17 protein-coding genes and 2 pseudogenes are annotated in these 20,681 nt (G+C 42.3%); 11 read left to right on the top strand and 8 right to left on the bottom strand.

The window, feature by feature from the left end; genetic code table 11:
- Positions 1-1,649: inorganic phosphate transporter (locus tag ACQY3F_RS23360; RefSeq protein ID WP_428357571.1), on the top strand; the 1,649-nt coding region annotated here is incomplete at its 5' end.
- A 361-nt stretch (positions 1,650-2,010) separates the two neighbouring features.
- Entirely contained in the window at positions 2,011-4,227 is a 2,217-nt protein-coding gene (locus ACQY3F_RS23355) for a primosomal protein N' (RefSeq protein WP_428357569.1), read from the top strand.
- On the opposite strand, the gene ACQY3F_RS23350 is transcribed toward ACQY3F_RS23355, so the two are convergent.
- From ACQY3F_RS23350 to ACQY3F_RS23335, 4 genes are all read right to left on the bottom strand, one after another.
- Complete coding sequence (locus ACQY3F_RS23350; RefSeq protein WP_428357568.1) at positions 4,169-4,387, bottom strand: AbrB/MazE/SpoVT family DNA-binding domain-containing protein; 219 nt, start codon at positions 4,385-4,387, stop codon at positions 4,169-4,171. The two genes, ACQY3F_RS23355 and ACQY3F_RS23350, sit on opposite strands and share 59 nt — an antisense overlap.
- A gap of 101 nt (positions 4,388-4,488) precedes the next feature.
- A complete protein-coding gene (locus ACQY3F_RS23345; protein WP_428355397.1) occupies positions 4,489-4,752 on the bottom strand; it encodes a hypothetical protein in 264 nt (87 codons plus the stop codon).
- A gap of 475 nt (positions 4,753-5,227) precedes the next feature.
- A complete protein-coding gene (locus ACQY3F_RS23340; RefSeq protein ID WP_428357566.1) occupies positions 5,228-5,953 on the bottom strand; it encodes an integron integrase in 726 nt (241 codons plus the stop codon).
- On the bottom strand, positions 5,947-6,216 hold the full coding sequence (locus ACQY3F_RS23335; RefSeq protein ID WP_428357565.1) for a phage integrase N-terminal SAM-like domain-containing protein: 270 nt from the start codon (positions 6,214-6,216) through the stop codon (positions 5,947-5,949). The genes ACQY3F_RS23340 and ACQY3F_RS23335 overlap by 7 nt, the downstream gene beginning before the upstream one ends.
- A gap of 208 nt (positions 6,217-6,424) precedes the next feature.
- Here ACQY3F_RS23335 and ACQY3F_RS23330 point away from each other — a divergent pair, with 208 nt between their 5' ends.
- From ACQY3F_RS23330 to ACQY3F_RS23315, 4 genes are all read left to right on the top strand, one after another.
- On the top strand, positions 6,425-7,102 hold the full coding sequence (locus ACQY3F_RS23330; RefSeq protein ID WP_428357563.1) for a DJ-1/PfpI family protein: 678 nt from the start codon (positions 6,425-6,427) through the stop codon (positions 7,100-7,102).
- A gap of 1,124 nt (positions 7,103-8,226) precedes the next feature.
- Positions 8,227-10,110, top strand: a complete 1,884-nt coding sequence (locus ACQY3F_RS23325; RefSeq protein ID WP_428357562.1) for an IS1634 family transposase — start codon at positions 8,227-8,229, stop codon at positions 10,108-10,110.
- A gap of 201 nt (positions 10,111-10,311) precedes the next feature.
- Entirely contained in the window at positions 10,312-10,545 is a 234-nt protein-coding gene (locus ACQY3F_RS23320) for a hypothetical protein (RefSeq protein ID WP_428357561.1), read from the top strand.
- A gap of 6 nt (positions 10,546-10,551) precedes the next feature.
- Positions 10,552-10,773 carry a hypothetical protein gene (locus ACQY3F_RS23315; protein ID WP_428357559.1) on the top strand — a complete coding sequence of 74 codons (222 nt, stop codon included), beginning with the start codon at positions 10,552-10,554 and terminating at the stop codon, positions 10,771-10,773.
- Between the two features lie 327 nt (positions 10,774-11,100).
- On the opposite strand, the gene ACQY3F_RS23310 is transcribed toward ACQY3F_RS23315, so the two are convergent.
- The 3 genes and pseudogenes from ACQY3F_RS23310 to ACQY3F_RS23300 all read right to left on the bottom strand — a co-directional run bounded on the left by ACQY3F_RS23310 (position 11,101) and on the right by ACQY3F_RS23300 (position 13,488).
- Complete coding sequence (locus ACQY3F_RS23310; RefSeq protein WP_428357557.1) at positions 11,101-12,177, bottom strand: IS91 family transposase; 1,077 nt, start codon at positions 12,175-12,177, stop codon at positions 11,101-11,103.
- A pseudogene (locus tag ACQY3F_RS23305) lies at positions 12,174-13,081 on the bottom strand (tyrosine-type recombinase/integrase). Before ACQY3F_RS23305 ends, ACQY3F_RS23310 begins: the two are co-directional and overlap by 4 nt.
- Before the next feature lie 173 nt (positions 13,082-13,254).
- Positions 13,255-13,488, bottom strand: a complete 234-nt coding sequence (locus ACQY3F_RS23300; RefSeq protein WP_428357555.1) for a hypothetical protein — start codon at positions 13,486-13,488, stop codon at positions 13,255-13,257.
- A 1,135-nt stretch (positions 13,489-14,623) separates the two neighbouring features.
- On the opposite strand from ACQY3F_RS23300, the gene ltrA reads away from it, so the two are divergent.
- The 3 genes from ltrA (at position 14,624) to ACQY3F_RS23285 (ending at position 16,967) form a co-directional block, all read left to right on the top strand.
- Positions 14,624-16,126, top strand: coding sequence for a group II intron reverse transcriptase/maturase (ltrA, locus tag ACQY3F_RS23295; protein ID WP_428353824.1), 1,503 nt, complete (start codon positions 14,624-14,626; stop codon positions 16,124-16,126).
- 185 nt (positions 16,127-16,311) lie between these two features.
- Complete coding sequence (locus ACQY3F_RS23290) at positions 16,312-16,725, top strand: putative toxin-antitoxin system toxin component, PIN family (RefSeq protein WP_428357553.1); 414 nt, start codon at positions 16,312-16,314, stop codon at positions 16,723-16,725.
- A gap of 2 nt (positions 16,726-16,727) precedes the next feature.
- Positions 16,728-16,967 (top strand): toxin-antitoxin system HicB family antitoxin, encoded by a 240-nt coding sequence (locus tag ACQY3F_RS23285; RefSeq protein WP_428357551.1) that lies wholly within the window; start codon positions 16,728-16,730, stop codon positions 16,965-16,967.
- Between the two features lie 337 nt (positions 16,968-17,304).
- Here ACQY3F_RS23285 and ACQY3F_RS23280 read toward each other — a convergent pair.
- Positions 17,305-18,231 (bottom strand): annotated as a pseudogene (locus ACQY3F_RS23280) (IS91 family transposase); the annotation flags it as partial.
- Positions 18,232-18,403: 172 nt separating this feature from the next.
- On the opposite strand from ACQY3F_RS23280, the gene ACQY3F_RS23275 reads away from it, so the two are divergent.
- Both ACQY3F_RS23275 and ACQY3F_RS23270 read left to right on the top strand, forming a co-directional pair.
- On the top strand, positions 18,404-18,868 hold the full coding sequence (locus ACQY3F_RS23275) for a hypothetical protein (RefSeq protein ID WP_428353027.1): 465 nt from the start codon (positions 18,404-18,406) through the stop codon (positions 18,866-18,868).
- Between the two features lie 59 nt (positions 18,869-18,927).
- Entirely contained in the window at positions 18,928-20,661 is a 1,734-nt protein-coding gene (locus ACQY3F_RS23270; protein ID WP_428354873.1) for a putative transposase, read from the top strand.
- Positions 20,662-20,681: the final 20 nt, after the last annotated feature.

Here is a 20,681-nt window from a genome sequence, read left to right as displayed (position 1 = left end):
ATTACTTCCTTATGAAGGGAGTTTTTTTGTTATTATTACCCGACATCAAAATTACAATAATAAAGGTTCCAAGAGAAAGTATGGATGATACTAAATTAAACTCCCTAGAAGAAAGAGGCAGCAATATGCGCCTTGATATACTTAAATTTGCAGGAGCACTACTATTTTTAGTTGCTGTCGGATTGTTTATTAGCAACACAATGGGCCACGTCCCTAATCATACTTTCCTTATTGTCTCTGCCGTTATTGGCGGCTATATGGCTCTTAATATCGGAGCTAATGATGTTGCTAATAATGCGGGGCCTGCAGTGGGCTCTGGGGCTATCACTTTAATCGGCGCTATCTGCATCGCTATGGTATTTGAGTCTGCTGGCGCACTTATTGCTGGTGGTGAAGTGGTCAGCACCATAAAAAAAGGCATTATAGACCCGTCACTTATTAACGATTCTGATACCTTTATCTGGCTAATGCTGGCCGCGCTATTAGCTGCAGCTATCTGGTTAAATATCGCGACTTTTTTTAATGCGCCCGTTTCCACCACGCACTCCATTGTCGGCGGTGTACTTGGCGCCGGTATTGCCGCTGGGGGCTTTGGTATAGCAAACTGGGCAGTGTTTGGAAAAATTGCTGCCAGCTGGGTTATATCGCCCGTTTTGGGTGGTCTTATTGCGGCTATTTTCCTGTATTTGATTAAGCGCACTATTACCTACCAAGAGGATAAGCTGCTTGCTGCAAGACGTATTCTACCTCTATTAATTGCCTTGATGGCCTGGGCATTTTCAACTTATTTAATATTAAAAGGTCTGAAAAAAATCTGGAAGGTAGATTTTGTAATGGCAGGCTCTATTGCTTTCGCTATCGCCTTAACTCTGTATTTTGCAGTTCGCCCCTTAATTAATAAAGCCGCTATTGCATTAGACAACTCAAAAGCCAGCGTCAATACCTTATTTACCATCCCGCTTATTTTTGCCGCCTGTTTCCTTAGTTTTGCCCATGGCGCAAATGATGTTGCTAATGCCGTAGGTCCTTTAGCGGCTATAAATGATGCCATCACTCATGGTGGTATCGCTAAAAAGGCCGCTATTCCACTTTGGGTCATGCTAATTGGAGCAATAGGCTTGTCATTAGGGCTAGCATTATATGGTGCCAAATTGATTCGTACTGTGGGTAGTGAAATTACAGAGCTGGATAAAATGCGCGCATTCTGTATTTCCATGGCGGCAGCTATTACTGTCATTATTGCCAGTCAACTCGGTTTACCCGTCAGCTCAACCCATATTGCCGTTGGCGCAATCTTTGGAGTCGGTTTTTTGCGTGAATATCTAAAGCGCTCCGACGCCAAACGCCTTGACGAAATAAGGGAGCACCATGAGCACCATGACCCAGAAGTTACAGAAGCCTTTTTAAATACGTTTAACCGGGCGGATATTGCGACTAAATCAAAAATGCTTAAAGAGCTAAAAGCAAAGAAAGGCAAAACAGAATTCACCAAAAAAGAAAGAAAGTCGCTTAACAAAGCCTACAAACAACAACTCGTTAAACGTTCACACGTTTATAAAATTGCTGTGGCATGGGTGGTCACCGTTCCAACATCTGCTTTGATGGCAGCATTTTTGTATTTTACAATTAGGGGAATCCTGATACCTTAATAATTAGCCCACTTTTGCATAAAATATGAAGCAGGTGATTAATATAATCTGTCAACTATTTCATTACAATTGTTTCACTTTACACACAATTGTTTTTTAGAACAGCACAATAACTTGGGCCTCTATCATGCGGCTAAGATATTTAACTCTTGACATGCCTAAGCTATTGTTAAATATATAACTAATGCAACTGTCAAAATATTACACGATTTAACAAAAACACAATAAAGCTAAGGCTTACACTCACTTTTACAAACCCTATCCACAAAGTTATCCACAGGTTTTGTGGGTAACTTTATTTTTCTTTTAAGCATAAAGACTTAGCGTGTTTATATCGAATTTTCATCAAAAAATGTAGCCAGTGAATAGCTCAAGAAAAATAATTTTAAGTGTTGCCGTCCCTATCCCCCTCAATCACTTATTTGATTACCTCCCACCTGATAACTATGACCCGCAACACCTGAAAACAGGTATTCGCATTAAAGTCCCTTTTGGCAAACAATCGAAAATAGCCGTACTGATTGAAGTAAAATCCGGCGATGATAAGAACACCAGCAAATTAAAACAGGTAGAAGCCATTTTAGATACCGAGCCTTTATTGTCTGCTAAAGATATACAACTCTTAAATTGGGCAAAACAGTATTACCATCACCCTATAGGCGACGTTTTTACCAGCGCATTTCCAACCACCTTACGTAAAGGTAAAAGCAGTGAATTAAAATCCATAGATTATTACCTACCCACTGCAGAAGGTACTGAAGTAGTAGAGTCACGATTAAAAAACGCGCCCAAACAACTTGCCCTGTTCAAATTCCTGAAATCACAACCGGGTGCTATAAGCAGCCAGGAAATTGCGTTGCATTTCAAACTCTGGCGCGCACCTTTAAAGGCACTGATAGATAAAGCTTATGTCTGTACGAGTAATCAACCAGTCTTTGACAGCACACACCTGAATATTACCCAGCAAACGCCACTTATAGCCAATGCCGAGCAACAAACAGCGATTGATAGCATATCGACACAACTAGACCAGTTTGCCGTGCATTTACTGGAAGGTGTGACAGGTAGTGGTAAAACCGAGGTTTATTTGCAGGTGATTGAACAGGTCTTAGAACGAAATTTGCAAGTACTGGTATTACTCCCTGAAATCACCCTGACACCGCAATTAGAAGCACGCTTTAAGCAGCGCTTCACTGTACCGATAGAAACCTATCATTCGCAGCATAATGAAAACCAACGCCATGCAGCCTGGCTTAAGCTGCAAAAAGGTCATAGTTCCATTTTATTAGGCACACGCTCAGCCCTGTTTACACCCTTACCCAGGCCAGGGCTGATTATTCTGGATGAAGAGCATGATAGCTCTTTTAAGCAACAGGAAGGCTTTCGCTTTTCAGCCCGCGACGTCGCCATCGTACGTGCAAAAGTGCTGAATATTCCTATTATATTAGGCTCCGCAACACCCTCTCTGGAGAGCCTCTACAATGTGGATAAAAAACGCTACCAATTATTACGCCTACCCAACCGCGCAGGAAATGCCAAGCCACCCAGCATGTCTTTACTGGATATAAGAAACCAGAGTCTACACAAAGGTCTTTCTCCACCTCTCATCAGAGAGATACGAAAAACGCTGGCTAAAAAGCAACAGGTATTATTGTTTTTAAACCGCAGAGGCTTTGCGCCGACGCTTATTTGCCACAGTTGCGGCTGGGTAGCCCAGTGCTCGCGTTGCGATGCTAACATGGTCGTGCATTATAAACAGCAAAAACTGCGTTGCCACCACTGCGCCAGCGAACAATCACTTCCCCGGCAATGTATTGCCTGCAAATCAGAAGAGTTAAAACCTTTAGGCCTAGGCACTGAACGCGTAGAAAATGCATTACATCAACTATTCCCTGAGCATAAAAGCGTGCGCCTGGATAGAGACAGTACGCAAAGGAAAGGCGCTTTAAAACAACATTTAGATGCGATTAATCAGGGGGAGGTAGATATTATCCTGGGCACTCAAATGCTGGCTAAAGGCCATCATTTTCCGAATGTGACTTTAGTGGTGTTATTAGATGTCGATAGTGGTTTATTCAGTATAGATTTTCATGCCCCCGAAAGACTGGCACAGCTGATTATACAAGTCGCCGGGCGTGCTGGCCGCGCAGAAAAGAAAGGCCGCGTGATTATGCAAACCAGACAGCCGGATCATCCCTTGCTAAATACCTTGATTCATCAAGGCTACCAGGCGTTTGCTCAGGCCGCATTAGCTGAGCGTAAAAATGCCCAACTCCCCCCGTATAGCTACCAGGCTTTATTGCGTTCGCTATCGCACGAAAAGGATATTGCTTTTGAGTTTCTGTTAGCTGTTGCCGAATTAATTAACCAGCAAACAAACGGAACATTGGTACTCGGCCCCGTTGCAGCGCCCATGGCCAAGCGTGCGGGTCAATTCCGCTTTCAATTACTATTACAACACAGTAAACGTAAACAACTACACCAGCTGTTAAATTGGCTAATGCCTGAAATAGCAAAGCTCAAACTGGCACGGAAGGTTCGCTGGTCACTGGACGTAGATCCGATTGATTTGTATTAAAACTCTCTAAAGAAACCATCCCATCAAGGGATATTAACTTTTCAATGTGATTTCCTACTATAGCAGCTTCCAATTTACTCCCTTTACGAATACCAAGTTGTTGTCGAATATGTTTAGGAATGGTTATTTGGCCCTTGCTTGCAACTGATGTAGATTGCATAATTATGACCCTTATAAAAGTAATACTAGGTAAGAATATATAAAGTGAAGCAATGAAGCAAATTGAAATCAGATTTTTTGCTCTCATCATTTCAAACGAAATTACTTTACTGTGCCAACAGTAATGACTGTTTTCGCTTCGTGAACAGCATAACCATTTCTCTCTATTTGTTGAATAATATCGTCTTGATCAAGTGTAGCGTGTGTGTTTTTGGGCTCTATTTCTAATCTGGTTTTGAACGGTGACAAAGTCAAAAGATCAGAATCCACAGAATCCGGAAGCTCTAACTGCGCAATTTTTGTACCTTTAGGGATAGATAAGTATTTATTGCCATTTTTTGTGCTTTTGTAAATATCAATTATCAATTTAAAACCTTTCTAGTGAGTGTGCTTTTAGCACGTTAGTAAGCTATTAATTGTACCTTATACCCTAGAAAGTGCTCTTTAACAAAATTTCAATAGCCGAGAAGAGCATAAGGATTGAAGACAACATTGAAAATTCCTATGGGATGTTCAGGTCTTGCAATAATTGCTTAAGAATCATAAATCAAAGACCAGACCCATTTTCGTATTGGGGTATTTGCTTTTGCGATGTTTGTTTATCAGGCATTTGCAAACAAACAGACCAGTTGAATGCAGCACCTATTTTTGAACAGTCAAGAGGGTTCAACCAGTTTGGTTTTTGATATTATTTAATTACATCGGTTGTTACGAACGTTAATAACCAGTGTTTCAGAAAACCATACTGGCTTCTTGATACCTTGATAGTTTTCTATTAAACAGTATGGGTGTGCAGCATTATTATGCTGCACCAGCATGCACGGGGAAAAATGAGCAAGTCCTAAATATTTAGATCATCCAATGGGCTTGTTACCCCCTCACCACCCTGCTTTAAAATATGCGTATAAATCATAGTCGTCTCCAGATCATTATGTCCCAAAAGAGCCTGAATAGTACGAATATCAGTACCCCGCTGCAATAAGTGTGTGGCAAAACTATGCCTGAAAGTATGCGCACTCACTTTTTTTACGATACCTAATTTCTTCACTGCTACTTTAATCGCCTTATTAATCAGCGATTGATCAATATGATGGCGTCGTATTGTACCCTCTGAGCGCGGATCAGTAGACAGGCTTCTAGCAGGAAAAGCATACTGCCACCCCCACTCCTTACTGGCATTAGGATATTTTTTGCTTAAAGCATTAGGCAAATAGACAACACCATAACCCTCCTGTAAATCTTGTTCGTGTATTAATCTAACCCTCTGAAGATGATCCTTAAGTGAGGGCATTAAACCTTCTGAAAAAGTAGTCACCCGATCTTTATTTCCCTTTCCAGAACGAACAGTAATCTGTTTATACTCAAAATCTATATCGTGAACACGTAGCCTAACCCCCTCAGTAATCCGTAAGCCACTACCATAAAGCAACTTCACCACCAATTGAGGCACCCCTTCGAGTAAAGTAATAATTTGCTTTACTTCATCTTGAGTGAGCACAACGGGAATTTGACGGTTTTTTGTAGACCGAATAGCATCGACTGTTTTTTCTAAAGGCTTATCTAACACTCGCTTATACAAAAAACCAGCGCATTCATCGCCTGATTTTGTGTAGAAACTGCCACCTTCCGGTGTATGGCTAAATAAGTAAGAAATTCTTCAACTTTAGCTTCTGGTAAAACAGACAATTCACAACGGTCAGTCATTTTATGAAACTTCACATACTGCCTAATCCAGTCAGAATAGGTTTTTTCAGTATGAATTGAATAATGATTAAGTCGCATAACCTGGTGAACATCATCCAATAAACTGCCATTTTTTGGTATTGACATAGCATATCCTAGTGTTTAGACTGACGATAACTAATAAAGGCAAGTTTGCCCGATTTACAGGCTAATATCAACTTATCAGGTAAATTTTCCCTGATATTAAAAAATACAGGCAAATATGCCTGATTTGTACGGTAATATCAGGTTATCAGGGCGAATGTGCCTGATAAGTATATAGTTATGGCTTCAAACACAGAAAGGTAAAACACGTATGAGAAAAGCAAATCGATTTTCAATATTAGTCATCTTTGGCTTAGTATTTTTCGTTATGAATTCTGCTAATGCAGCAGCATCAAAAATTGGTATTTTGGTCTTTGATGGTTTTTTAACTAGCGATGTAACCGCTCCTATTGAGGTATTTGGAGCAGCAACAAAAAAGGCTTGGTTTTCGTCGTATGAAGTGGTGGTTATTTCTACTTCCAAAAAGAAGGAAGTAGTTTCAGAAGAAGGGCTAAAAATAATCGCAGATAAGACAATTTACGATGACCTCAAACTTGATGCCCTAATTGTTCCTAGTGCCTATAAAATGGACAGTTTCTTGAAAAACAAAGAACTCATTCGATATATCAAAAAACAAAGTCAGTCAACATCTTGGATGGCAAGTAATTGCTCTGGAGCCTTTTTACTTGGTGAAGCAGGTGTTCTTGATGGAAAAAATGCAACAACATGGGCTGGCGGAGAAAAGGGGCTAGCCAAGGCATATCCTAAAATCAAAGTTCAATACGATAAAAATGTGGTTATTGATAGCAAAGTCATTACTTCGAATGGAGGTCCTGTTAGCTATCAAGCAGCGTTTCAATTATTGACAAAATTAAGCTCTGAAAAGTTTTCAAAAGAAATTTCAGAGGCAATACAATTTAATCGGCTGGAACGTGCATTCAAACCATAACAATTGCTTGCACGCGGACTGCCATAAGCGTCACTTTTTTTGCTATTCGCAAAAAAACCGCCACTCATGGCAGCCGGTGAAGCAGGCGTTATTTGCGACACGAAGTTGCATAAATATATGTTGTAAATCACTTTTTTTAAGTGAGGCGCAACCTGGAGTTCTGCCTCCAGTATCCTACCAGGCCATGCGACACGGATGTGGTGTGAAGCGTCTGGGACAATGAAACTCGTATAAGAGGAACCGTGAGGGGACTCGTATTCTGCCAGTGCTAAGGCGGTCGGGAGCTAGGATGGAATGATAGGGTGAATGTAATGTGAACTGTCGTCTTGAAGTCCCGTTAACAAAAGAGCAGCCAAAAAGCACTGATAGGCTGTAACCAACAGGTGGGTAGTCAGTGGAACTGTTATAACGTCGGTTTCACGCAGATAAAGCACTGCTGGGATACAGGCAGCACCTAAGTCGTTCGTTAAGATATTTATGTGGAACGTGGCAATGTCGTATCGTCCTCCAGCGATGGAGAAAGCTGCCCGCAAGGGATGCCGAAGGCGGTACGTCGATGAGAGAATGGAAAAAGCGAAGGCGATTATGTAATGTAGTCGATACGGATTCAAGATTTGTCCGACACGAAAGTGTGCCCACGTCCATTTGGTGCTTTTCTGCGAAAGAGTTTGGAGAACCGATTTTGAGAAGGAAACGCAAATGACGGCCTGTATGGCTGGTGCACCTTCTGGCATAGCAATATGTATTATCGGCTGTAGATACGTATCGCAAAGGTTGGCTATTAAATTTGTTCAACAGACATTGTTTTTGGTAGTAAAGTTAGTGATGGAAAATACATCATTTTACACTAAATAAAATGAGTTTACTGTTGAATAATAAGGCAGCTGGGTCAGTTTATTCTGGCTTTTGAAGGGCTTGAGCCGTATGCTGGGAAACTCGCAAGTACGGTTCTTAACCCATCTTCGTCACTTTTATCTTTCCAAGTTATTGATTTATCGTTCGCATAAAATTTTCATCAAAAAAGCTCCTTTAAAATCAAAGGTGTTTTTTTTGAGGCTCCTGTAGTGCCATTTTAGTTTGCTCTGCCTATTGATTTTTCCTGGTTTTTCCTTGATGCTAGTGGCATGTATATTCGAAGAACCAAAACAAAGAGTCTGGAAGACGGCTCCGCTTATTTCACTTACCGCATTGTTGAGTCTTTTCGTATAGGGAAACAAGTCAAGCAACGCACATTGCTCAATATAGGTGCGGACTTTACTATCGAGAAAAAGTATTGGCCCCTGCTAACGGCCAGAATTGAACAATTACAACAAGGTTCGGAACCCCATCAGGAAGAGCTATTCCATTTAGCTGATGATTTAAATCAACTGCTGGAAGCAACGGCTCAACGCTATAGCGCACTGATGACTGCAAAACTGTCACAACCACTAGACTCACAAAGCTCAGAACGGGATTATCATTCTGTTGATATTAACCATGTCGAAGCCATTAATGCCCGCAGTATAGGCGTGGAAACCTTGGCACTGCATGCTGCACAGCAATTGCAGCTAGATGAGAAACTCACAGCACTGGGCTTTAATAAAATCGATACGGTGACAGCACTGGGCAGTATCATCGGACGTATAGTTTCACCCGGCAGTGAATTGAAAACACATGATTGGTTGCAAAATCGAACGGGGCTGGGTGAGCTGCTGGATCATGACTACGGCAATACAAGCCTGACACGATTATATACGGTCAGTGACAAGTTACTCAAACACCAGGCAACTCTTGAATCATTTCTGGCTAACCGCGAGCAGGCTTTATTCAATTTAAACCGCAAGATTGTATTGTACGATCTGACCAATACTTATTTTGAAGGCCAATGTACCCAAAACCCGAAAGCGCAATTCGGTCGCTCCAAAGAGAAACGCACAGACTGTCCACTAGTGACCCTGGGGCTGATTTTGGATGGTGACGGTTTCCCATTGAGTAGTCAGGTTTTTCCCGGCAATGCCAGTGAGCCCGCGACTCTGAAGCTCATGCTTGAGGGGCTGCGAGACAAGGATCCCTTTCATCAAATAAAGCCGGTGGTTATCATGGATGCCGGCATTGCCAGTGCCGACAATGTTGCCTGGTTAATCGAACAAGATTATCATTATCTCGTCGTCAGTCGAGAACAGCACGTAAAAAACCCAAGAGACCAGGAAAGCCCGGTAACAGTCAGGGATACCCCGGACAGTAATGTCGTTGTGTATCGTGAAGTTGATCCAGAAACCAGGGAAACCCGACTCTATTGTCACTCAGAACAAAAGGCAAAAAAAGAACAAGGTATCCGTAACCGCTTTCATGTTCGTCTGGAAGAAGCCCTGGAAAAACTGCACACGGGCCTGAGCAAAAAAGGCACCCTTAAAAAATACGACAAAATACTGGAACGTATCGGCCGGCTACGTGAAAAACATAGCCGCGTTGCTGCTGACTACACCATCAACGTCATGGCGGATGACAAAAAAAACAAAGCCACCAGTATCGAATGGAAACGTAAACCTGAAAGTGACCAGAAAGATCAACACTGTGGTGTGTACTGCCTAAGAACAAATATCCCTGACTGGTCGGAAGAACAGTTATGGACGACCTATACCATGCTCACAGAGATTGAAGCGACCTTTAGAAGCCTGAAAACCGAACTGGGTTTGCGCCCTGTCTACCACCAAAAAGAAGACCGGGTTACCGGACACCTATTCATTACATTATTAGCTTACCACTTGGTGCATACACTGCGTTATCAGCTTAAACTGCAGGGCATTCATCTAAGCTGGGAAAGCATTCGCAACATTATGTCGACCCAGCAACGTTTGACCATTACCTTACCCACTGATAACGATACAATCATTCACTTGCGAACCACAAGCAAAGCAGAAACCAGACAAAAACAAATCTATACTGCTTTGAATATTAACCCCGCCCCGATAGGAAAAATTAAAACGACCGTTGATATGAAATCTGTAGTGCCAACTGAGACCGATTGAAAATTTAACTCATTGAAATAATGGGGAATTGACTGTATAAGTCACGAAGATGGGTTAGGGGGCAAAGGGTCGCGAGACCCTGAGCTACCCGGTGCAATTAATAGATATTATCAACTTACTTCATCTACGTGCTTAATTTGGGATTTTCAACAAAGAGATTTCCGATAGTGTCTAATGAATAGGTAGCGTAGAATACACCAAATGGATTTTGAAATTATTAGTGATATTCTTGATTCTGAAACCTTTGCTCAAAGTTCTGGGATTCGAGAGCTGCAACGCCTGCAAAAAATTTATGGAAAAGGTCGATGGCGAAAGTGTAAAGGTTATGCTACCGTTAGGCTTGAAGATGGTACAGTGCTGAATGCAGAGCTTCATTGGTATGAAGCACATGGGATAGGAAAACATGAGTTTAAGATAAAGCATTATTTGGAGTAATAGTTTATGACCAATCCACAATTTGTTATTTGTATAAGTAATTCGGGTTACGAAGTGTCGCTTGATGTGCGTAAATTGTATCAATTAATGTCAGATGAAAAAGCAAAAAAACACCATCAATTGCGCGTAATTGATGAATCTGGAGAAGATTATCTATATCCAGAATCCTGTTTTTTGGCTGTGGCGTTGCCTGAAAATATTGCACAGCAAGTTGCACATATTGCATAACGAATAAGGTTAGATTGTGATCGCGAAGCGAGCCACAATCTGAACCGTTTGCTGGACAAGCCCGGCACGATAGTAGGAATTCATTTAATGCGCTCTATGAAAATAGCTTTTTGTTGATCAGCCCGATTGATGAATCGAACCTCTGTTTTTACCTGTTTAACTGAACTTTGAGCGTTGTCCATTGCAGTCAACTCTCAAAGTCCAAGTATCGGAGCAAAATTCTGCCTTAATCTCCGATTTTAGCCCAAGTAACTCCCTCAGCATTTAATCCGCTGATAGCTTGGGTCGAAGTGTTTAAATTTACATAAGCGCTAGTGATTCCAATTGTTAAGTTGGCAAAGGCTGAAACATTATTTCCACCCTGGGTATTTGCCGACGCCCAACAACCATCGCCCCGCCACAACATTTGCAACTGAATGCCGGCCGTACTTTGAGTGTCCGTAATATCTTCGTCGGGTCAAACTTTAGCAGGGAGTGAATCAACTTAATAACACCCTTGCTATTCGGATGTAAAAAGCCATAATTGCGCGCACGACGAAAGCCTTTAGGCAAAACATGTTGCAGCACCAGCCACAGAAACTTAACCCCTGATACCGTTTTGGTTTGATAGCGTTTGGTTTTGCTGTCTTGATAACGGTAGCTTACTTTTCCATCCTGGCAGGATAAGATATCCTGTTCACGAATCACGCCACGATACAGGTATCGACCCAGATATATCAATGTTTTATCGTCTGCACCGACAAACTTACAATCGACCACCCATTGTTTCGGAATAGCTGTGGGGAATGGCAACTTTTCTTCGTTCATACGCGCTAGCATCTTTGCACGAAATACTTTTGCCAGTGCTTTATGATGAAACAGGTATTTGCCTTCCTTAGTGCGCCAAAGCTTCTTGATTTTGTCCACGATGCCTGCAGGCATAATGACATGAATATGCGGATGATAATTTAATTCGCGTGAGTGTGTATGTAAGACAGCAATCGCCCCGGCATCGCCTTGCAACTGCTTATCATTTTTACTAAAACTCTGTAAAGTCGCCCAGGCACAGTCAAACATCATACTGTAAAGTAACCGCGGATGCTGCCTGGCTAACGACCTTAACTGCGCAGGTAAGGTAAAGGTATTCATAAAATAATCAGCAGGGACTTGTTTTTGTACCTGTCGTTCAATCCATTGTTGACTCTCATGATGTTGACAATGCGGGCAGTTACGCTGGCCACAGGAATGAGGCACAAAGGTTTGATAGTCACAGTCTGCACAGTTAACCTGCATCACAGGACTCAGCTGTGTCCGACAGCTCTTCATGGCATGTAATGCACTGATCTGATTGGAGCGTAAACGAGATTGATACTCGCTTAAAAAGTCAGACTGAAATTGATCAATCACTGCAGCTAGGGTTATCATGAAATCTGCCCCCAGTGAATAGAAAAGTCATTGACTAACTGATTAATGTGCAGCTCTGCATTCTCATCGGTAATATCGGTCAAATGCGTATAGCGAGCCGTGGTTACTAAACTGGTATGGCCCAGAATCTTCTGCAACTCAACTAAATCAACCCCGGCTTCTAACAGGTGAGTGGCGTAACTGTGGCGCAGCGAGTGGCAGGAAATCTTTTTTTTAGTCCCATTTCTTGCGTCACAAGACGGATTGTCTTCTGGATGCCACCGCGATCAAGGGGGGATTCAGCAAGATGCGCACCTTTTAGACCCCGGGCACGGTTGGGAAATACCAGCACTGGATTTTTATGCACAGCCCAAAACTTACGCAACACCTTCAAGGTATTCACAGGCAAAGGCACAAGCCGATCCTTATTGCCTTTGGCATTGCGAATATGTACCCGCATGCGTGTCGCATCAATATCACCTACTTTCAGGCTTAAGCCCTCGCCCAAACGTAAACCTAGACTGTAAATCGTAAAATAAAAAACTCGATAGCTTAGATTACGGGTCGACATAAACAGTTGTTGTGCTTCAACCACAGTGACAATATCGGGTATACGCGTACATCGTGGTGGTTTAATCATTAGCACATCAACCCACGGCTTTTGTAGCACATGTGTATAGAAAAACTTGAGACCATAGAGATCTAGTTTCACGGCACTCCAGGAAAGGCGGCTTAAAAGAGCATGAAAATAATCCACCAGTTGATCTTGCGTTAAGTTATCCAGATGCCCCTGAAAGTGTTCCCCGATACGGCGAATAGCGCGTGAATAAGCGTCAATGGTTTTGGGTTGCAGTCCCTTAAGCTTTAAATGCTTACAGTGCTGGATATAATAATGGTTGAATTTAAGCTCTATCGATGGTGTCATAACAGTGTAACCTCATTATTGTTAGTTGGATGAGCTTACAAGTTACCTGTTATGCATATAACAGGCAATGAGGTTACACTTTAAATTTAAGGGATGCGCTGTTTTTCTCCGCGATAGCGGCTTCGTCCAACAAAAAAATCAACTAGACCGCTTAAAGCGCAGTCGATTTTAGGTTATGTTCCGTAATCGTAGCAATAAACACTACCAGATTGATTAACTTCATTGCTTCCAGTGCAATTAAGATTATGGTCGCTGGCTTTTGGGCATCGCTTATTTCCACATTCATCACAAACTATCATTTTTACTACATTGATAGGTATTTTACCTAGCTGTCCAACATTAATTTTTAATTCCTTATTAGTAATACATTTATGACATTCGCAATTGTTACCACCACTTGTATTCATAAAATCCTCTATTTTAATTCACATAACAATAAAATCCAGGCAACGCGGTGAAGTTGCGTGCCTGATTTAGGCGTTAAATCAAGTATGTATTTAAACTTCTTATGCTAATTACACTATTATTCATATGGGCTGGTTCCACCGTAAGCTCTTATTGCGTCTGTTAGACTGGGAACTCTACGCCATTCTTTGTCGCCACTAGATTTGCAACACCATAGCTGGTATAGGTCCCCATCAGATCTTTTAGCGATCAAGAATCTCGGCTCAAAAATGCTCATAGGTCTGGTAATTGCTTCTCCTAAATCTGGAAATATAAGTGTGCCTTCACCTTCAAATTTACTTGCCACTGACTTTAATGTTGTATTATCTCGGTCATCATTGCTGCTCATATCCACGTGCCCTTATTTATAACAAAAAAATACAGCTGACCGTTGGCAGCACAGCGCGGTTTTTAAGTTAGTTGTTTGTTAAAGTTCAGTGCTAAATCAGAGTCCGTTTATTATCTGCCAACGTCATCTGATTTTGGCGTTAGTTGCGACACGAAGTTGCATAAATATATGTTGTAAATCACTTTTTTTTAAGTGAGGCGCAACCTGGAGTTCTGCCTCCAGTATCCTACCAGGCCATGCGACACGGATGTGGTGTGAAGCGTCTGGGACAATGAAACTCGTATAAGAGGAACCGTGAGGGGAATCGTAACTGCCAGTGCTAAGGCGGACGGGAGCTAGGATGGAATGATAGGGTGAATGTAATGTGAACTGTCGTCTTGAAGTCCCGTTAACAAAAGAGCAGCCAAAAGCACTGATAGGCTGTAACCAACAGGTGGGTAGTCAGTGGAACTGTTATAACGTCGGTTTCACGCAGATAAAGCACTGCTGGGATACAGGCAGCACCTAAGTCGTTCGTTAAGATATTTATGTGGAACGTGGCAATGTCGTATCGTCCTCCAGCGATGGAGAAAGCTGCCCGCAAGGGATGCCGAAGGCGGTACGTCGATGAGAGAATGGAAAAAGCGAAGGCGATTATGTAATGTAGTCGATACGGATTCAAGATTTGTCCGACACGAAAGTGTGCCCACGTCCATTTGGTGCTTTTCTGCGAAAGAGTTTGGAGAACCGATTTTGAGAAGGAAACGCAAATGACGGCCTGTATGGCTGGTGCACCTTCTGCCAATCAACAGAACTGGAATCAGGTCAACTGGTCCATTGTTGAGTGTTTGGTTAATCGGCTGCAAATGCGTATCGCAGAGGCCGTACGGCGAGGACGATGGCACAAGGTGAAAGCTTTGCAATATCTTCTGAGTCGTTCGTTTTATGCCAGAATGCTGGCCGTAAAGCGAATCATTTCTAACAAAGGTAAAAGAACATCAGGAATTGATGGTGTTATCTGGAAAACACACCAGCACTATTGGTGTGCCGTGTCACAACTAAAAATACGGGGCTATAAAGCCCATCCCTTACGTCGTTGCTGGATTCCTAAAAGCAATGGCAAACTGCGTCCTCTCGGCATCCCCATTATGCATGATCGGGCGATGCAAGCATTATACGCATTGACCCTAAAACCTGTTGCCGAAACATTAGGTGACAAGCATTCTTATGGGTTTCGGGAAAAACGTAGTGTACATGATGCAGTCAAGCAATGCTTTATAGCGCTGGCAACACGCAGGGCAGCGCCCTGGGTACTAGATGCTGATATTAAAGCCTGTTTTGATCGTATCAGCCACGACTGGCTGCTTGAGCACATTCTGCTACCGAAAAAGGTACTGAAACAATGGCTCAAGTCAGGGTATATGGAGAAGTCAAAGTACTATGATAGTCATGAAGGCACACCGCAAGGCGGTATTATTTCCCCTATCTTAGCCAATATGGCCTTGGATGGGCTGGAAACTGTCGTCATAAAAGGACGCAATAAGAAACACCGCAAACTCAACGTGATCCGCTATGCGGATGATTTTGTTATTACGGGGGCAACGGAAGGCATTCTACGCGACGAAATATTACCTGCGGTAAAAGACTTTCTTCAGCCCCGAGGGCTGACATTATCAGAGGAAAAGACACATCTACGCCCGATTGAAGAAGGGGTTGATTTTCTAGGGTTTACCCTTAGAAAGTTCAAAGATAAATTGATAATCTGCCCTTCTCAAAAGAAAGTCACTCAGTTTCGGGAAATGCTGAAAATTTTCTTTAAAGAATCGCAAAAGCTACCCTTTGAAGCGATGCTTAGAAAATTGAACAGCAAACTTCGAGGCTGGGCTTTCTCAAACCGTCAGGTCGTGGCCAAACGTTTATTCAATACGTTGGATAATGAAATATATTATGGTGTACGTCGCTGGTTGCGACATTGCCACCGTAGTAAAACCAATGCATGGATAACACACCGTTATCGTTCTCGCATAGAAGGACGAAGTAATTTCGGTACGTTTGTGATCAATAAACAAGGGAAGCGACAATGGTTAGGGTTATTTCGGATGGCCGACGTGCCTATCCGTTACCACGTTAAAGTTCGTGGCGAAGCTAACCCTTATGACCCTGCTTATCGGGAATACTTTAAAGACCGTGCAGAGAAACAATGTCGTACACGAAACTATGATCGTTTATTTTTAGCCAGTACAACACTGGAAAGAACCTTGATTAGAGGGTAATATGACCACTAATAAGAAATGAGCGATCGGGTCGAATATACTCGGCTTTTAAAGGGCTTGAGCCGTATGCTGGGAAACTCGCAAGTACGGTTCTTAGGAGGGGAAGGGCTGCGAAGCCCTGACCTATCCGGTGTTTTTAAAAAGCCTCCTTGATTTTTATTTGGTGTTATATATAATACCAATATATGAATATTGTTATAGATACAAATGTATTAATTTCTGCGCTAAAATCAAAGCGAGGCGCATCTTATAAGCTAATAATGGCATTGCCAAAAGAGCTTTATACACCCAATGTATCCGTACCGCTATTTCTTGAATATGAATCGGTTGCTAAAAGGCAGGGGTTGGTAAGTAAATTAAGTTCACAGGATATTGATTCAATTCTCGAATATTTTTTAAGTAAATCAAGTATCCGAAAAATCTTCTTTTTATGGCGTCCTTATTTAAAAGACCCCAAGGATGATTTAGTATTAGAAGTCGCTGTAGAATCGCAAAGTGAATATATAGTCACATTCAACACAAAAGATTTTAAAGGTTGTAATCAGTTTGGAATTACAGTTGTAACTCCACAAGAATTTATAGCTATTAGAGGTATATAATTATGAGTACTCTTAGTTTGAGATTGCCAAATTCACTTCATAATGAAGTCAAATCATTGGCTAAAAAAGAAGGTATTTCAATTAACCAATTTATTTCATCCGCCATAGCAGAAAAAATGTCATCATTGTTAACTGAGGAGTATTTGCTAGGGCGATCTCAAAAAGGAAGCCGTTCTTCTTCTTTTTTGAATGCAATGTCTAAGGTTCCTGATGTCGAGCCTGAAACGTATGATAAATTATAAACAAATATAACGAATAAGGTTAGATTGTGATCGCGAAGCGAGCCACAATCTGAACCGTTTGCTGGACAAGCCCGGCACGATAGTAGGAATTCATTTAATGCGCTCTATGAAAATAGCTTTTTGTTGATCAGCCCGATTGATGAATCGAACCTCTGTTTTTACCTGTTTAACTGAACTTTGAGCGTTGTCCATTGCAGTCAACTCTCAAAGTCCAAGTATCGGAGCAAAATTCTGCCTTAATCTCCGATTTTAGCCCAAGCAACTCCCTCAGCATTTAATCCGCTGATAGCCTGGGTCGAAGTGTTTAAATTTACATAAGCGCTAGTGATTCCAATTGTTAAGTTGGCAAAGGCTGAAACATTATTTCCACCCTGGGTATTTGCCGACGCCCAACAACCATCGCCCCGCCACAACATTTGCAACTGAATGCCGGCCGTACTTTGAGTGCACGCAATATCTTCGTCGGGTCAAACTTTAGCAGGGAGTGAATCAACTTAATAACACCCTTGCTATTCGGATGTAAAAAGCCATAATTGCGCGCACGACGAAAGCCTTTAGGCAAAACATGTTGCAGCACCAGCCACAGAAATTTAGCCCCCGATACCGTTTTGGTTTGATAGCGTTTGGTTTTGCTGTCTTGATAACGGTAGCTTACTTTTCCATCCTGGCAGGATAAGATATCCTGTTCACGAATCACGCCACGATACAGGTATCGACCCAGATATATCAATGTTTTATCGTCTGCACCGACAAACTTACAATCGACCACCCATTGTTTCGGAATAGCTGTGGGGAATGGCAACTTTTCTTCGTTCATACGCGCTAGCATCTTTGCACGAAATACTTTTGCCAGTGCTTTATGATGAAACAGGTATTTGCCTTCCTTAGTGCGCCAAAGCTTCTTGATTTTGTCCACGATGCCTGCAGGCATAATGACATGAATATGCGGATGATAATTTAATTCGCGTGAGTGTGTATGTAAGACAGCAATCGCCCCGGCATCGCCTTGCAACTGCTTATCATTTTTACTAAAACTCTGTAAAGTCGCCCAGGCACAGTCAAACATCATACTGTAAAGTAACCGCGGATGCTGCCTGGCTAACGACCTTAACTGCGCAGGTAAGGTAAAGGTATTCATAAAATAATCAGCAGGGACTTGTTTTTGTACCTGTCGTTCAATCCATTGTTGACTCTCATGATGTTGACAATGCGGGCAGTTACGCTGGCCACAGGAATGAGGCACAAAGGTTTGATAGTCACAGTCTCAGACATCTTGATTCGCTATCCTGAAAGAAATCCATTAAAACTTAAACTAGGCAATATAATTAAAGGGTTAGGGAATTATTGTCAAATGATTGATATTTTCAGCTAAAGAAATGAAAATGGTACTCATTTAGGTTAAACTAAGCCCTCATATCATACGAGGTATTCAATTAATGCAGCAACTCATGCTCCCAATAATTCCTCAGGGTACGACTATTATAAATGGTCAGGTCAGTGTTGATAACCGAAATGATGAGTGGTTTTATTTCCTCGGCGGTATCCCGATCTATTCTCACCAGGCTGACAATAAGAGATTATTTAGACTTCACACCTCTCAACTCATCAATACCGGTTCCTGTCGTTCAATCGATATTATTACAACCTTTGGTGTCTCTAAAAGTAGTGTTATGCGCTCATTAAGGCAACTACGAGAAAAAGGGGCTGATTCGTTTTTTGAACCTCGCCCGACTCGCAAGGGAGGACCACTCTTTACGCTTGAGGTTTTGCAGCAAGCTCAGGAATATCTGGATCAAGGTATGACGCCTAACGAAGCCGCTAAAGAATTAGGCATCCGGGCAGATACCTTTCGCAAGGCGATCAGTGATGGACGTTTAAAAAAAAGTCTGCCGCATCAATAGACCCCAATGATGGCAGTACCAAATCAGCCCGTGATATTATAGATGCCAATGCAGCCGATGTGCTTGGTACGGCCTGCACTCGAGTAGAAGAGCGAATCCAGGCGGCTTTGGGTGAGCAGGAAAAGGGAGCCTCAATCGAATTCGAATCCTGTTTAGATGTTCCTAAAGGCGGTGTGTTATGTGCATTGCCCGCGTTACTTGGCAATGGCTTATTAAATGACATTGAGCGCCACCTGGGCAAACTGACAGGTTACTATCAAACCTTTCATATTCTATTGCTACTCGCCTTTATGGGGCTATGTCGCATCAAAAATGCCGAACAACTTCGCGAGCATGCACCGGGTGAATTCGGCAAACTACTTGGCCTGGATCGGGCTCCCGAAGTGCGTTGTTTAAGATCCAAAGTAAAAGGACTGGCTGAACCAAAATCAGTCGAAAGCTGGGCGGCCGACCTCAGTCGACAATGGATGGAAAATGAACCAGAGGCAGCAGGAACACTCTACATAGATGGTCATGTCCGTGTCTATCATGGACACTTGACTAAACTTCCCAAACGGCATGTTTCACGCGAAAAACTCTGCTTACGGGGTATCACCGACTACTGGGTTAATGATGGTACGGGGCGTCCCTTCTTTGTCGTTGAAAAAACGGTGGATCCGGGCTTACTAAAAACGCTGGAAGAAGATATCGTCCCCCGATTACTCAAAGACATTCCGAATCAACCGAGTGCACAAGCATTACAGCAAAACAAACAAGCCTGTCGTTTTATCCTGGTGTTTGATAGAGAAGGCTATAGCCCCGCATTCTTTAGAAAGATGTGGGACAAGCATCGTGTCGCTTGCATGACCTATCATAAATTTCCCACCGAAAATTGGCCACTGGACAATTTTTCCAGTCAGGAGATCACCCTACCGAGTGGTGAAAAAGTCATCATGAAACTCGCCGAACGAGGCAGTCTGGTTGGAACCAAAAAACAGGCGATGTGGATGAGAGAAGTGCGCAAGTTGACTGATTCTGGTCACCAAACCAGTATTATTACCACAGCCTATGAACTAGAGTTGACGGCTGTTTCTGGGCGAATGTTTAGCCGGTGGTGCCAAGAGAACTTTTTTAGATATATGAAGCACCACTATGGGCTAGATATGCTACAGGAGTATGGAATAGAGCCACTATCCGATACCCAAAAGGTGGTCAACCCTGATAGGCGCCAACAGGAAGGACAGCGTAATTCGATACAATCCAAACTCAATTACCGTCTATCTCGATTTGCAGCGATGGAACTTCATCCGGTGATTAAAAAAGATGAAACGGAAGATGTGAAATACAAGAAATGGGAAAGAAAACGAGCAGAATTACTCGAAGAAATAGAGCATTATGAAAATGAACTAAAAACCATCAAGGAAAAACTAAGCCAAACGCCCAAACACATTACCTGGCAAGAGTTGAGAGACGAAGATAAGTTCGAACAGCTTCTGCCAGGGAAAAAGCGGCTGATAGATACTGTCAACATGATCGCTTATCGGGCAGAAACAGCAATGGCCGCTCTGCTAACCTCACCGACAATCGACTTTCCGATGGCAAGGCAACTATTACAAACGCTGTTTGTGACAGAAGCAGATATATTACCCGATGAAGTAAAAAAACAACTTCGGATACGTGTGCATAGTACTTCCCGACCTGCAAGTAATAAAGCAATAGAAAAGTTATTTGAACAACTCAATCAAACGGAACTCAACTATCCAGGAACCGATCTGCGCTTAATTTATGAGCTGACTTCATCCGCAAAAAATTAGGAAATGGTCTCAAATTAGTT

The sequence above is a fragment of the Methyloprofundus sp. genome, assembly GCF_965251085.1.
Lineage (GTDB): Bacteria > Pseudomonadota > Gammaproteobacteria > Methylococcales > Methylomonadaceae > Methyloprofundus.
This window is presented reverse-complemented; position numbering and strand designations above follow the sequence as displayed.

Excerpts from the sequence above, each read along its gene's own strand:
- ACQY3F_RS23350 (WP_428357568.1), bottom strand. The coding sequence starts at position 4,387 with ATGCAATCTACATCAGTTGCAAGCAAGGGCCAAATAACCATTCCTAAA.
- ACQY3F_RS23310 (WP_428357557.1), bottom strand. The coding sequence starts at position 12,177 with ATGATAACCCTAGCTGCAGTGATTGATCAATTTCAGTCTGACTTTTTA.
- ACQY3F_RS23290 (WP_428357553.1), top strand. The coding sequence starts at position 16,312 with ATGAATATTGTTATAGATACAAATGTATTAATTTCTGCGCTAAAATCA.
- ACQY3F_RS23330 (WP_428357563.1), top strand. The coding sequence starts at position 6,425 with ATGAGAAAAGCAAATCGATTTTCAATATTAGTCATCTTTGGCTTAGTA.
- ACQY3F_RS23275 (WP_428353027.1), top strand. The coding sequence starts at position 18,404 with ATGCAGCAACTCATGCTCCCAATAATTCCTCAGGGTACGACTATTATA.
- ACQY3F_RS23335 (WP_428357565.1), bottom strand. The coding sequence starts at position 6,216 with ATGTCAATACCAAAAAATGGCAGTTTATTGGATGATGTTCACCAGGTT.
- ACQY3F_RS23285 (WP_428357551.1), top strand. The coding sequence starts at position 16,728 with ATGAGTACTCTTAGTTTGAGATTGCCAAATTCACTTCATAATGAAGTC.
- ACQY3F_RS23315 (WP_428357559.1), top strand. The coding sequence starts at position 10,552 with ATGACCAATCCACAATTTGTTATTTGTATAAGTAATTCGGGTTACGAA.
- ltrA (WP_428353824.1), top strand. The coding sequence starts at position 14,624 with ATGACGGCCTGTATGGCTGGTGCACCTTCTGCCAATCAACAGAACTGG.
- ACQY3F_RS23320 (WP_428357561.1), top strand. The coding sequence starts at position 10,312 with ATGGATTTTGAAATTATTAGTGATATTCTTGATTCTGAAACCTTTGCT.
- ACQY3F_RS23325 (WP_428357562.1), top strand. The coding sequence starts at position 8,227 with ATGTATATTCGAAGAACCAAAACAAAGAGTCTGGAAGACGGCTCCGCT.
- ACQY3F_RS23300 (WP_428357555.1), bottom strand. The coding sequence starts at position 13,488 with ATGAATACAAGTGGTGGTAACAATTGCGAATGTCATAAATGTATTACT.